We start from the raw sequence: 12,838 nt of genomic DNA on the forward strand, positions 1-12,838 counted from the left end.
TTAATGGCAATCTATGAATTAGCGAAAGACACACTCATTAGGGTTGAACCTACTTCTTTTGAAGCGGAGAGGCTAAAGGAAAGGCAAGATATCCAACGCCTATTGAGAGCCAATATTGAGGCTATTAGCCCCGATACTTTGGTGATTGCAGAAGAGTACGGCCATTTTGTAGAGTCTAATCGCCGAATTGATTTGTTAGGGATAGACAAATCAGCGAACCTCGTCGTCATTGAACTAAAAAGGGATGACGATGGCGGCCATATGGAGCTTCAAGCCATTCGTTATGCCGCTATGGTGGCTAACCTTACTTGGGAACAAGCGGTGAGTGCTTATAAAGAGTTCTTAGCTAAGACAGAGCAAGAGCAGGATGCCGAAAGCTCGTTACTTGATTTTCTTGATTGGGATTCGCCTCAAGAAGATGAATTTGGCAAGGATGTTCGCATTGTTCTTGCTGCGCGAAATTTTTCCAAAGAGATCACGACATCGGTACTTTGGGTTAATGATATGGGGCTAGACATCACCTGTGTTCGTTTGAACCCACTTCGACTAGATGATCGCCTTTTGCTCAATGTAGAACAGATAATTCCACTCCCTGAAGCCTTAGACTACCAGATTGAAGTTCGCCATAAGAAAAGAGAAGAGCGAGCTGCACGAGTAGGCCAGCGTGACTCTTCAGTTATATCACTATCTATAGACGGTCAGCCCTTCAAAACCCGCTTCAAAAAATCTGATCTTGGTTTGTTTACTGTTCAAGCTGTTTTGGAATCAGGGTTGTTAGATAGTCACTCTTTTGAGTTTCTTCGCCAAAACACGTCATGCTCTTTTCCATTGATAAAGATGGAAAGTGAGGTTAAAGATAATGAACGTAAATACCGTAAGTATCGTGTACACAAAGAGCCAGAGCTATTTTTTGAAGAGCAGGGCTACTATGTGGTCAGAAACTGGGGAATAGGAAATATACAGCGCTTTATTGATGAGATTGAATCGAGGTTTCCGACTATTACATTTTTAATAGAAGCTGAATAAGCTAACAATTCATGACCCTTCCTCAATGACAAATGACGCACTTATATAAGTGCGTCATTTGTCATTGAGGAAGGGGGCTGTTGCTATTAAAGCGGCAGCTCATATTGGTGTGCCACTGTAATCTCGTCACTCGCGTGTGCCTTTGCACCTTTTTGATGAATGACAATCAACCCTTCATCTTGCAAACTGGTCAAAGACCGTTTGAATTGTTGGTTGGTCGTATTCGCTTTCACATTATCTTGAGGAGGGAAGCAAGCCATTCGCAACTCATCTCTTGTACACCGCCCCTTAAATTTTTCGCGTAGGGCTTTTAAGGTAGGATTGTTCTCGTTAGTTTTTTCGCGTTCAATTGTTGCTGGTGCTGTTAATGCTAAAGATGTAATAGGCTTATTTTCATCACAAAAGGTGCCGAGCGCTACGGATTGAAAATCAAAGACAAAATCTGGTGCAGCTTCGGCGTCTTTCTGTTTAGTGTTGCTGAGTGTTGTAAGGTTAGTCGTGGTGTTGTGTGTAACCTTAAACTCAAAATCGCAAGCGCCAATAAGAGCAGAGCTTCCACGTCCCCCCTTTGAACTGTCTTTACCACAGTGGTGAACACATAAGATAGTAGTGTCGATAATATCTTTTACTATATCGCAGCCACGGATAAATTTGCCCATAGCATCCGAGCTGTTCTCATCACCTTCAAAGTTGCGAGCAAGTGTATCAAGGACGACTAACTGAACTTTAACCCCATGTTTGTTTTCAATATCATGAATAGATTCAATTAACTTGCCTCTGTCTGAGGCATCAGATAGAAGTAAGCTTTGGCCTAGGATGTAGAGATTATCTGCCTTTTTGTCATTTATTATTTCCCATGCTTTTATCCGTTGACTCATGCCTGTTTGTCCTTCTGATGCTACATAAACCACTGCACCAGCGGCAACGTTCTTATCTTGCCATGGCGTGCCAGTAGCAATGGAACAGCTTAGATCTATCGCAATAAAAGATTTTCGCGAACCGGATTTACCGTAAAGAACTCCAAATGATGATTTAGAGAAGAAACTTTTTACAAGCCAAGGCTGGATGTTGTCGAAGCCATCTGAACCGATAGAGAACTCTAAAGAACCATATTTTACTTTTGATTTTTTTTGCATTTTTGGTATTGCTCTAATTTAGTATGGGCGGAGGCAATCTCCGCCATTTTTAATGAAAGATAAAACTATTAACGAATGCGGTGTGGGAAGTCTTTGAAGCCGTTTTCCATCACAAAGATTTTGTCCTCACTATTGATCATCCAGCGCAGGCCTGCTTCAGACCAGTCTCCATTCGATTGTTGATATTCCACCGAGAGGATGAAAGATAGGTAGTTGCCATTTCGGTCTGTGTAAGTACGTTCGAGTGGGTATTTGGTGCGAATATTTCCGTGTGTGTTGTATGTGTACATGTAATTGTTTCCTGTATTTTGGTAACAGTGATCCCTCCCCGATTAGTGGGGATGAGATCAAAGAGGATTTAAATTAAGAGTTAAGCGGCTAAACGACTTGGTAGCATCGGGTAGAAGCGTAAATAGATGTTGTTTAGGATGTTCAAATCACGATGACCAGAAACTTTTGAAATCGCAGGGAGACTCCAGTTTGCTTCGTATAGACGACATAGCGCCTCTGCCCGAAGGTCATGAAAGTGAAGGTCTTTAATCCCAAGTTTTTCCATGGTTCGTCCCCAAGAGGAAGTTACCGAATTAGCTTTATAGGGGAAAATTGGGTCGCTACCTTTACCTTTGGGCTGTCGCATAATAATTTCTATAGCTTTCGGTGACAGCTCAAAAGTTGAAGTTATCTTTTGACCCTTTTTTGGTGTTTTGCGATCACGGATAGTGAGGGTACGATTTTTAGCGTTCCAATTCCTCCAGCAGATTTGTTCACTACAGATTTCTCCGCGTCTTGCAGCAGTTTCTTGTGCAAACTCAACAATATCTAGCATTGGTATTTTTTGGCGAGAGTTTAAGCTCTGCCTTTGAAGCTCTTTTGTAATTGCATTTAATTCATCTTCTGTCGGTCGGCGAGTTCGTTCCTCACTGCGACCTATATAGCCCTTACGCCTTGCTGTTGCCATAGCATCGGAATAACCACCGAGTTCAATTTCTAGTCGCAGCATTGTCTTGCAATTTTGTAAAGTTGAACGCAGCACAGACAGGTTATGAGCTATGGTTTGAGGCTTGTTTCCCCAAGCGCTGTACATGTCGTTAGTTAAGGTAAACCAGTGATAGGCTTCTAGTTGGTCTGCGGGGGCATTGCCAAAAGAAGTAAGAGCAATTCGTTTTAGTAGTGATGCACTCTCAGCTTTCAAATCAATGAAAAGAGGGCTACTGATGCACGCATTGATAACATCGGACATTGATAGATGCTTTTGCGTTTGGGAAAAGAAACTAAAATCTCCTTTCGCAAATTGAGCAACGAGCTTTTTTTTGAAAGCGTTAGCTTTTGCAGGATTTTTAAAGGTTCGCTTCTTTTGACCTTTAAACTGGTCACCTTTGTTAGATCGTGCTCGCACACTGGTTTTTGTACAGTCAGAGTTCTGGGGGTTAGTTTTTTCTGTAACTACTGATGGCATTATTCATCTCCAAGTAAGTACCGTTTCTGGCTGTTGGAGTGACTCTAACCTCATGATTCATAAAAGTAAAAAAGTTAACGCTTTCAATTGTTTCACGCACTTAAGTGCAATAAATGTTTTATTTTGAGGTTCAGAATTGAAGTGATTCACACACTTACGTTCGGTATTTTGCGAGAAGTAAAATATTTAATTTTTTTGAATATTAGAATCATTTTGTGAAGTTCATCACAATAAGCCTGCCATTGTGGCAGGCTTATGGAGATTGTTTATCGGCTGTGAAGGTCACCTACTCCCAAGCGAAGGTAGATATTATTCAGGACATTGATGTCCCTGTGCCCCGTGATTTTAGATATTTCAACAATGTTCAACCCCCGTTCAAAGAGTTGGCATGCGCCTTCAGCACGGAGATCGTGATAATGCAAATCCTTGATATTCTGCTCTCGACACATCCGTTGCCATGCAGCACCTACTGAGTTTGCTTTAAAGGGGAAGATAAGCTCTTCGGTTTGAGCTTGCCGTCTTATGATCTCTATTGCTTCAGGGAATAACGGAATCGTGCAATGATTACCTTTTTTCCTACGGGGATCTTTTCGATCACGAATAGTCAATGTGCCGTCTTTAAGGTTCAAATCGTCCCAAGTAACGCGAGTGATCTCTCCAAGTCTCATACAGGTTAGAATCGATATGTGGAAGATGTCAACGAGTGGAATATGTGATGCTGGGTGGCTCTGACGCTTATGCAAGCCTTCTTCAGCCAATATCAACTCTTGTTTCGTTGGTCGGCGGTCGCGTTGGTTACTTCGGCCTATCAATCCGTATTGGACAAGTGTCGGGATTGCCTCGTTGTGAGCATGTATATTGGCTAAATATCCAAACATTGGCCCTGCAACATTAATGACACTACGCAGGTATGTAATATCTTGGTAAACAGTTTGTGGAAGTGGTGCTGTTGGTTCTTGTAATCGCTCTCGGCAATGCCTAACTAAATGGTTGGCACTAAGTTGATCTGCTTGTACCAAAGCTATGTCATAACTACGCAACCGCCTCAAAACAGCAGCTTTAGAGCGGCCAAGGTCTTTAGAAGTAATTCGGTCGTTTATGTAGAGGGTGATGAGATCGCCAATTAAGATGCTGCGCTTAGGGGCATCAAGAGAAGGAATACCCTGTTCATCTAGCTCTTTAACGATCTCTTTTGCCCATTTGGTGGCATCAGTTTTCTTGGTAAATGTTTTTGATTTTTCAAAAACCCGTCTGTTATTACGTGTTGCTCTAACACGAGCTTTATACTTGATTCCTGAATTGCGTTTAATTTTTTCGATGTGAATTGTAGCCATAAGAACCTCTTATCAGTTGATGAAGAGATGCTTTATCTTTATGTCTTCTGTGAGCATTGAAGCACTAGCGACTGATCGCTATAATCCGCTCCTTGAATACTCGTTTGAGGGACAGTTAATGTCCCTCATTTGTCCCCCGATCTGTCCCCTAGTGTCAAAATAGGCTTAAATCGGATGAAATATATAACAATGCCCCTGTGTGGTATTAACTGTAACTTACTTAATTATAAGGGTTTTTGAAATATGTTTGCACCATCTCGATTCTCGGTAGCACCCATGCTCGACTGGACCGATCGTCATTGTCGCTACTTCCATCGCTTAATGACCAAAGAAACCCTGCTGTACACTGAAATGGTGACGACAGGTGCGATCATTCATGGAAAAGGGGATTTCCTAGCTTACAACGAAGAAGAGCATCCGTTGGCGCTTCAGTTGGGTGGTTCAAACCCAGAAGACTTGGCAAAGTGTGCCAAACTGGCTCAAGAGCGTGGCTACGATGAGGTTAACCTCAATGTGGGTTGCCCGTCTGACCGTGTACAAAACGGTCGCTTTGGTGCTTGCCTAATGGCGGAACCACAGTTGGTTGCGGATTGTGTCGCTGCAATGAAGGACGTGGTTGATATTCCTGTGACAGTCAAGACTCGTATTGGTATTGATGATCAAGATTCTTACGAGTTCCTAACGGATTTTGTTTCTATTGTCTCAGAAAAGGGGGGCTGTGAGCAGTTCACTATCCACGCGCGTAAAGCTTGGTTAAGTGGTCTTAGTCCGAAAGAAAACCGTGAGATCCCACCATTGGATTACCCACGAGCTTACCAATTGAAGCAAGATTTTTCTCACTTAACCATTGCGATTAACGGTGGCGTGAAATCATTAGAAGAAGCAAAAGTACATCTTCAGCATCTTGACGGTGTGATGATTGGTCGTGAGGCTTACCAAAGCCCATATCTACTGGCATCGGTAGATCAAGAGTTATTTGGCTCTAATGCTCCAGTGAAGAAACGCAGCGAAATTGTTGAAGAAATGTACCCATACATTGAAGCGCAATTAGCGAAAGGTGCGTACCTTGGTCATATTACCCGTCATATGTTAGGTTTATTCCAAAGCATGCCAGGTGCTCGTCAATGGCGTCGTCATATCAGTGAAAATGCGCACAAGCCGGGTTCTGGTTTAGAAGTGCTGCAAGACGCGTTAGCGAAGATTCCAAAAGAATTGAATGTGTAAAATTCACCAGTGGTTGGCTAAAATTGCCAACTAAAGAATGATAAAGCCAGAGCGCAGAAATGCCTCTGGCTTTATTTTTGAATAAAATCAATGTGTTATAGTCATCTTGGCAAGTTGGTATGGAAACTGCTGTGTTTATTAAAAACAAATGGAGAAGTGATTATGTTGGAGCTAATCTTTATTTTAGTCTTTGCGGCGACCCTATTGGTTACCGGTATCACAATGATGACCGTATTCGCAGCAACCGGTATCGCGTTAGTTGTGATGTTTTTACTAGGAATGGTCGGAGCGGTACTCAAACTATTGCCATGGTTAATCGTGATTGCATTGGGTGTTTGGTTCTTCAAGAATTACGTTGCCCAGCCCCGCTATAAATAACGAGTGACATGATTTAGTTGATAGAGAGACGTGAGAGTATGGTATATTTCCTCTCACGTCTTCAACGTGAACATCAGCTATCTCGGAGTACACACTACATGACAAATAAAGCGACCATCGCTTTAACAGCATTATCGTTGGCAGTATCTTTTCCTGTTTTTGCAGAATATTCTGTATCGACGAAAGTCGGCGCAGAGATCTGGGCTGCTGACACTAAAGTAAATGAAGTAAGACGAGATAGCAGCACAACAGGCGCATTTTACGCGGCGATTGAACATGATGTGAAATACGTTCCTAATGCGCGCCTTCGTTACTCAAGTGTTGATGCGGATTACATGGGGTTCGATAAGCTCGATTTCACCATGTACTACCAAGTTCTGGAGCATGATTTATTGCATTTTGATGCGGGTGTTACATTCAGTAATTTAAGTGACACTAAATACATTGATGCTGGCTCAAACAAGCGTATAGAAGAGTTTGATGAGCTGATTTGGGCTTGGTACGGTTACGCAGAGATTCAAGTTCCGGACACAAATTTTGATGTGATTGGTGAGATAAACTTTGGTGACAACAAAGGTATCAAAAGTACTGATTTCATGGCAGGTGTTCAATACCATGTACCGCTCGAAAAAGCTCAACTGGCTTTTCGTGGTGGTTACCGCGTGATTGATTTGGAGTCCGAGAAATTCATGTCGGATCTAGGGAAAGAGTTTATTTTTGCTAACGGCTTTTTTGTGAGTGCAGAATACGCATTCTAAATGCAGCCAGATTAGATACTCGATTTTTTAAAACGTCGCTTTATAAGCGGCGTTTTTTTATATCACTTCATTATATTCAATCGAATTTTCTGCCTATTTTGCTGACTTAGACCATGCTTACCTAGGAGCAATGTGAAAGTTAAAGCAGGGATAGCGATGACAATAAACGAACTAAGACATCTATTCCGTGAAAACCAGCTTGTCGAAGCGATTATTGAACCTGCAATCCAAGAGGGTGGCTGGGTTGTGGAGTTCAGACATGCGCGCGGTGGTTTTGTTTTTCTGACGGACAGTCATGGTGAAGAATGTCTTTATGAAGATTTGGATGCAGCGTCAAAATCGGCAATGGCAGTAGGCTTTCAACAAGTCCGCATTGAAGATCGATGAGCAAAAAGTAAGCCGTTCTTACTTCCAAAAAGTTATAAAACATTCACTTCTATTCTTTCTTGTTATTAAGGAGAGTGGGTACTCTATCATCACGCAATGAATAGGGATGTCGTGATAATGTCTTTTCAAAAGAATGAGTATTCTCACAAGAATGTGTCTGAAGATAATAATGGGCAAGGAGGAAATCCTCCAATCGCAAGCCCTCTGAATGACCAACAAATTAGCTCACTCCAACAAACTGTCTCTGAGTTGTCTTCACAGCAACTTGCTTGGGTCAGTGGGTATTTTTGGGGATTAGCTCAAAATCAACCAAATACAGCGGTAACGCCAATTGCACAAGCGACGGCAGCCGTATCAGCGAAGCCTGCAGGTAAGTTGAGTATTATTTTTGCTTCCCAAACTGGCAACGCTAAAGGCGTTGCTGAAGCTCTAGAACAGGAAGCAAAAGCAGAAGGAATTGCTGTCGAACTTTTTGATGCAAGTGATTACAAAGGTAAAAACTTAGCCAAAGAAACGCATGTCATTATTGTGGCATCGACGAACGGCGAAGGCGAAGCACCAGATAACGCTATAGAGCTACACGAGTTTTTGCAATCTAAGAAAGCTCCTAAGCTGTCAAACCTTCAATATGGCGTTATTGCTCTGGGTGACTCGAGCTACGAATTCTTCTGCCAAACCGGTAAAGACTTCGACGCTTACCTATCAAAGTTAGGTGCGACCCCATTTATCGATCGTCTTGATTGCGATGTGGATTATGAAGCACCAGCAGCTGACTGGCGTAAGAATGCGTTAGGTAAGGTAAAAGATACGCTTTCTTCTGGCACTGAAGCGGATGTGGTTCAACTTCCTGTGGGTCAGGCGGCGACTGCGCACTCTTCTTACAATAAACAAAACCCATACACAGCGACGTTACTGACCAGTCAAAAAATCACGGGTCGTGATTCTGGAAAGGATGTTCGTCATATAGAAATTGACTTGGAAGGTTCGGGGTTAACGTATCAGCCTGGTGATGCGCTAGGTGTGTGGTTTGAAAATAGTTCAGAACTTGCTAATGCCATTCTTGGTAAGGTCGGTTTGTCTGGGGTTGAAACCGTTGATGTTGATGGCGAAAGCTTGTCAATCCATAGTGCTCTCGTGAGTAAATATGAAATCACAACATCTAACCCTCAGCTCATTACAAAGTTTGCCGAGTTATCCGGTAGCAAGAAGCTACAAAAGCTGGTTGACGATAAAGATAAACTTCGCGAGTACTCTGCAAATACTCAAATTGTTGATCTATTGGCAGAGAAGAAAACCAAGTTAACCGCAGATGAGTTGATTAGTTTGCTTCGTCGTCTTACTCCTCGCCTTTACTCTATTGCATCAAGCCAAGAAGAGGTCGATGAAGAAGTACACCTAACGGTTGCTTTGGTTGAGTACGAACAAAACGACGAAAAACGATATGGTGGTGCGTCTAGCTTCTTAGCACAGCGTCTCGAAGAGGGAGATGAAGTTAAAGTATTCGTTGAGCATAACAACAACTTCAAACTGCCGGAAGATGATAGCACTCCAATTATCATGGTTGGTCCGGGCACTGGGATCGCACCATTCCGTAGCTTTATTCAGGAACGTGAAAACCGTGATGCTGAAGGCAAAAACTGGTTGTTCTTTGGTGATCGCACGTTCACTCAAGACTTCTTGTACCAAGTGGAATGGCAAAAGTACCTCAAGTCAGGAGTACTAAGCCGATTGGATGTTGCCTTTAGTCGTGACCAAGTAGAAAAAGTTTACGTACAACATCGCATCTTAGAAAACTCAGCTCAAGTGTGGCAGTGGATCCAAGAAGGCGCTTATATCTATGTCTGCGGTGATGCAACGCGTATGGCAAAAGATGTGCACGACGCACTGGTTATCGTTGCTGAACAAGAAGGCAAGATGCCGCGTGACGATGCAGAACAATTTATTAATGACCTACGTAAAGCGAAACGTTATCAGAGGGATGTGTACTAATGAGTTTTTCTACTGAAAATAACAAGCAGATTGTATTAGGCGAAGAGCTAGGGCCGCTATCTGATAACGAGCGCCTGAAGCGAGACAGTAACTTATTACGTGGCACCATTGAGCAAGATTTACAGGACCGTATTACTGGTGGCTTTACTGCCGACAACTTCCAGTTAATTCGTTTCCACGGTATGTATCAGCAAGACGATCGTGATATCCGTAATGAACGCACAAAGCAAAAGCTAGAGCCATTGCATAATGTGATGCTTCGTGCTCGCATGCCTGGAGGCATCATCACGCCAACGCAATGGTTAGCGATCGACAAGTTCGCAACGGAGCACTCTTTATATGGAAGTATTCGTCTAACGACGCGCCAAACGTTCCAGTTTCATGGAGTATTGAAACCGAATATTAAGTTGATGCATCAAACGCTCAACAGTATTGGCATTGATTCGATTGCAACCGCGGGTGATGTAAACCGAAACGTGTTGTGTACCACTAACCCGGTCGAATCAGAACTTCATCAAGAAGCTTATGAATGGGCGAAGAAGATCAGTGAACACCTGCTTCCAAAAACACGTGCTTACGCTGAGATTTGGCTGGACGGTGAGAAAGTAGAAAGCACTGAAGAAGATGAACCTATTCTGGGTAAAAACTATTTACCGCGTAAGTTTAAAACCACAGTGGTTATCCCACCGCAAAATGACGTAGATGTACACGCTAACGATCTCAACTTCGTAGCGATTGCAGATAACGGCAAGCTGGTTGGTTTTAACGTCCTGGTCGGCGGCGGCTTAGCGATGACGCATGGCGATACGTCAACCTACCCACGCCGTGCGGACGATTTCGGTTTCATCCCACTAGAAAAAACACTTGATGTGGCGGCTGCGGTTGTCACAACTCAGCGCGACTGGGGTAACCGTTCAAACCGTAAGAACGCAAAAACCAAATACACATTGGATCGTGTAGGTAGCGATGTCTTTAAAGCGGAAGTCGAGAAACGTGCTGGTGTTAAGTTTGAGCAAAGTCGTCCATATGAATTCACGGAACGTGGTGACCGTATTGGTTGGGTAGAAGGAATTGATGGTAAACATCACTTAGCACTTTTCATCGAAAATGGTCGTCTGCTGGACTTCCCAGGTAAACCACTTAAAACGGGTGTTGCTGAAATTGCCAAAATCCATAAAGGCGATTTCCGTATGACTGCCAACCAGAACTTAATTGTTGCGGGGGTACCTAAAAGCGAAAAAGCGAAGATCGAAAAGATCGCTCGTGAACATGGCTTGATGGATGACAATATCAGTGAGCAGCGCAAAAACTCAATGGCGTGTGTTGCCTTTCCAACGTGTCCGCTAGCGATGGCAGAGGCAGAGCGTTTCCTTCCTCAGTTTGTTACTGATGTGGAGGGGATTTTGGAAAAGCACAACCTACCAGAAAATGACAACATCATTTTGCGTGTAACTGGGTGTCCAAACGGTTGTGGTCGTGCCATGTTGGCTGAAATTGGTTTAGTTGGTAAAGCGCCAGGTCGTTACAACCTACATTTAGGTGGTAACCGTGCTGGTACTCGAGTACCAAAAATGTACAAAGAGAACATCACGGATAAGCAAATATTAGAAGAGATTGATCTGCTGGTGGCTCGATGGTCGAAAGAGCGTGAAGAAGGCGAAGCCTTCGGCGATTTCACTATTCGTGCTGGCATTATCCAAGAAGTGCTCGTATCAAAGAGGGACTTTCATGCTTGATTCTGTAGCATCCAAGCTGGAGCTCACAGAGTTACTGACATTAACAAAGACGGAGCAAATCCTCCGTCTTGCTCAAATTAATGTCGAGCTCGAAAAGCTTTCGGCACAAGATAGAGTAAAGTGGGCTTTAGAAAATCTAGAGGGCGAGTTTGCGGTTTCTTCTAGTTTTGGTATTCAAGCCGCGGTTATGCTTCATTTAGTTACTCGCGCCAAAGCGGACATCCCCGTCATTCTAACCGATACTGGTTACCTGTTTGCTGAGACGTACCGATTTATCGATGAGCTGACAGATGCTCTCAACCTAAATTTAAAAGTTTATCGAGCCAAAGAAAGTGCGAATTGGCAAGAAGCTCGATATGGAAAATTATGGGAGCAGGGTGTAGAAGGAATTGAAAAATACAACAAGCTCAATAAAGTTGAGCCGATGCGTCGAGCGTTAAAAGAGCTTAATGTTGGAACGTGGTTCTCTGGACTGCGTCGAGAGCAAAGTAAATCTCGTGCAGGTTTACCGATTCTATCAATTCAGAACGGTGTGTTTAAATTTCTACCAGTAATTGATTGGACTAATAAAGACGTTCATTACTACTTAGAACAACACGGCCTTAAATACCACCCATTGTGGGATGAAGGTTACCTTTCAGTTGGTGATACACATACCACTCGTAAATGGGAGCCGGGAATGTCAGAGGAAGAAACTCGATTCTTTGGCTTAAAGCGAGAATGTGGCCTACACGAAGATGATGGCTCTGAACAAGATGGGTCTGGCATATAGCCATAATGCTCTTTAAATAGAGTTTAGGTTAAGTTTAATAAAGATAGCTGCAATAAAGCAGCTTTCTTTATTTATGGTACTTGAAAAACACGTCTCAAAGAACAACTCTGTGGATAAGTTGTGTGAGAGTTTGGGGTAAAGTTGAATAAATAAAGGTTTGATCGAAAACTCATCGTTTAACCATTATTTTTGCAATTTTTGAAAAATAACACTTGCCAATGTGAGCGCGATCTCTATAATGCCTCCTCGTCGACAGGGCAAGGGCTCACAAGGGTTTAAGCAAAGTCGGCAAGGCTGAAAAGAAAAACGAAATAATTTGAAAAAGTGTTTGACACAATAAATTATCTCGCTAGAATAGCCGCCTCTTCCGAAGTGATGTCAATCACAAAGAAGAGTTGCTCTTTAACAATATAGACCTATCAATCTGTGTGGGCACTCGTTGATAATAATCCAATTAGATACTTCGGTATCAAATTAGGTTTCAATGAAACGAAGTGACCATTGAGTCTTCGGACTCAGCACAGTCAATTCAAACATTACTTTATGTAATGTTCAGTATTCATTGAGCCGAACAAAATCTTAAATTGAAGAGTTTGATCATGGCTCAGATTGAACGCTGGCGGCAGGCCTAACACATGCAAG

General features: G+C 42.8%; 12 protein-coding genes. 8 read left to right on the top strand and 4 right to left on the bottom strand.

All coding sequences use genetic code 11. The features are described from left to right. Positions 1-3 precede the first annotated feature (3 nt). Positions 4-1,026 carry a hypothetical protein gene (locus tag L3V32_RS23590; protein ID WP_237285379.1) on the top strand — a complete coding sequence of 341 codons (1,023 nt, stop codon included), beginning with the start codon at positions 4-6 and terminating at the stop codon, positions 1,024-1,026. Between the two features lie 86 nt (positions 1,027-1,112). Here the strand turns inward: L3V32_RS23590 and L3V32_RS23595 are convergent, their stop codons facing one another. The 4 genes from L3V32_RS23595 to L3V32_RS23610 all read right to left on the bottom strand — a co-directional run bounded on the left by L3V32_RS23595 (position 1,113) and on the right by L3V32_RS23610 (position 4,952). Next, a complete protein-coding gene (locus L3V32_RS23595; protein ID WP_237285380.1) occupies positions 1,113-2,162 on the bottom strand; it encodes an AAA family ATPase in 1,050 nt (349 codons plus the stop codon). A gap of 68 nt (positions 2,163-2,230) precedes the next feature. After that, complete coding sequence (locus tag L3V32_RS23600; RefSeq protein WP_237285381.1) at positions 2,231-2,452, bottom strand: hypothetical protein; 222 nt, start codon at positions 2,450-2,452, stop codon at positions 2,231-2,233. A gap of 80 nt (positions 2,453-2,532) precedes the next feature. Then, complete coding sequence (locus tag L3V32_RS23605) at positions 2,533-3,618, bottom strand: site-specific integrase (RefSeq protein ID WP_237285382.1); 1,086 nt, start codon at positions 3,616-3,618, stop codon at positions 2,533-2,535. A 266-nt stretch (positions 3,619-3,884) separates the two neighbouring features. Next, a complete protein-coding gene (locus L3V32_RS23610; RefSeq protein WP_237285383.1) occupies positions 3,885-4,952 on the bottom strand; it encodes a site-specific integrase in 1,068 nt (355 codons plus the stop codon). Between the two features lie 243 nt (positions 4,953-5,195). On the opposite strand from L3V32_RS23610, the gene dusA reads away from it, so the two are divergent. The 7 genes from dusA (at position 5,196) to L3V32_RS23645 (ending at position 12,196) form a co-directional block, all read left to right on the top strand. Beyond that, a complete protein-coding gene (gene dusA / locus L3V32_RS23615; protein WP_267136711.1) occupies positions 5,196-6,176 on the top strand; it encodes a tRNA dihydrouridine(20/20a) synthase DusA in 981 nt (326 codons plus the stop codon). Positions 6,177-6,338: 162 nt separating this feature from the next. Then, on the top strand, positions 6,339-6,554 hold the full coding sequence (gene pspG / locus L3V32_RS23620; RefSeq protein ID WP_005398086.1) for an envelope stress response protein PspG: 216 nt from the start codon (positions 6,339-6,341) through the stop codon (positions 6,552-6,554). 98 nt (positions 6,555-6,652) lie between these two features. After that, entirely contained in the window at positions 6,653-7,312 is a 660-nt protein-coding gene (locus L3V32_RS23625; RefSeq protein ID WP_104971004.1) for a TIGR04219 family outer membrane beta-barrel protein, read from the top strand. Positions 7,313-7,468: 156 nt separating this feature from the next. Continuing rightward, positions 7,469-7,699: a hypothetical protein gene (locus L3V32_RS23630; RefSeq protein WP_005455817.1), complete on the top strand. Its 231-nt coding sequence runs from the start codon at positions 7,469-7,471 to the stop codon at positions 7,697-7,699. 117 nt (positions 7,700-7,816) lie between these two features. Continuing rightward, positions 7,817-9,688, top strand: coding sequence for an assimilatory sulfite reductase (NADPH) flavoprotein subunit (locus L3V32_RS23635; protein ID WP_237285384.1), 1,872 nt, complete (start codon positions 7,817-7,819; stop codon positions 9,686-9,688). Beyond that, a complete protein-coding gene (cysI, locus tag L3V32_RS23640; protein ID WP_237285385.1) occupies positions 9,688-11,424 on the top strand; it encodes an assimilatory sulfite reductase (NADPH) hemoprotein subunit in 1,737 nt (578 codons plus the stop codon). Before L3V32_RS23635 ends, cysI begins: the two co-directional genes overlap by 1 nt. After that, positions 11,417-12,196 carry a phosphoadenylyl-sulfate reductase gene (locus tag L3V32_RS23645; protein WP_104974742.1) on the top strand — a complete coding sequence of 260 codons (780 nt, stop codon included), beginning with the start codon at positions 11,417-11,419 and terminating at the stop codon, positions 12,194-12,196. The genes cysI and L3V32_RS23645 overlap by 8 nt, the downstream gene beginning before the upstream one ends. Positions 12,197-12,838: the final 642 nt, after the last annotated feature.

This window comes from Vibrio sp. J2-4 (genome assembly GCF_021728155.1).
Classification (GTDB): Bacteria; Pseudomonadota; Gammaproteobacteria; order Enterobacterales; family Vibrionaceae; genus Vibrio; species Vibrio diabolicus.

Bases quoted from the DNA above. Each gene is read 5' to 3' on its own strand.
- L3V32_RS23590 (WP_237285379.1), top strand. From the start codon at position 4: ATGGCAATCTATGAATTAGCGAAAGACACACTCATTAGGGTTGAACCT.
- L3V32_RS23595 (WP_237285380.1), bottom strand. From the start codon at position 2,162: ATGCAAAAAAAATCAAAAGTAAAATATGGTTCTTTAGAGTTCTCTATC.
- L3V32_RS23600 (WP_237285381.1), bottom strand. From the start codon at position 2,452: ATGTACACATACAACACACACGGAAATATTCGCACCAAATACCCACTC.
- L3V32_RS23605 (WP_237285382.1), bottom strand. From the start codon at position 3,618: ATGCCATCAGTAGTTACAGAAAAAACTAACCCCCAGAACTCTGACTGT.
- L3V32_RS23610 (WP_237285383.1), bottom strand. From the start codon at position 4,952: ATGGCTACAATTCACATCGAAAAAATTAAACGCAATTCAGGAATCAAG.
- dusA (WP_267136711.1), top strand. From the start codon at position 5,196: ATGTTTGCACCATCTCGATTCTCGGTAGCACCCATGCTCGACTGGACC.
- pspG (WP_005398086.1), top strand. From the start codon at position 6,339: ATGTTGGAGCTAATCTTTATTTTAGTCTTTGCGGCGACCCTATTGGTT.
- L3V32_RS23625 (WP_104971004.1), top strand. From the start codon at position 6,653: ATGACAAATAAAGCGACCATCGCTTTAACAGCATTATCGTTGGCAGTA.
- L3V32_RS23630 (WP_005455817.1), top strand. From the start codon at position 7,469: ATGACAATAAACGAACTAAGACATCTATTCCGTGAAAACCAGCTTGTC.
- L3V32_RS23635 (WP_237285384.1), top strand. From the start codon at position 7,817: ATGTCTTTTCAAAAGAATGAGTATTCTCACAAGAATGTGTCTGAAGAT.
- cysI (WP_237285385.1), top strand. From the start codon at position 9,688: ATGAGTTTTTCTACTGAAAATAACAAGCAGATTGTATTAGGCGAAGAG.
- L3V32_RS23645 (WP_104974742.1), top strand. From the start codon at position 11,417: ATGCTTGATTCTGTAGCATCCAAGCTGGAGCTCACAGAGTTACTGACA.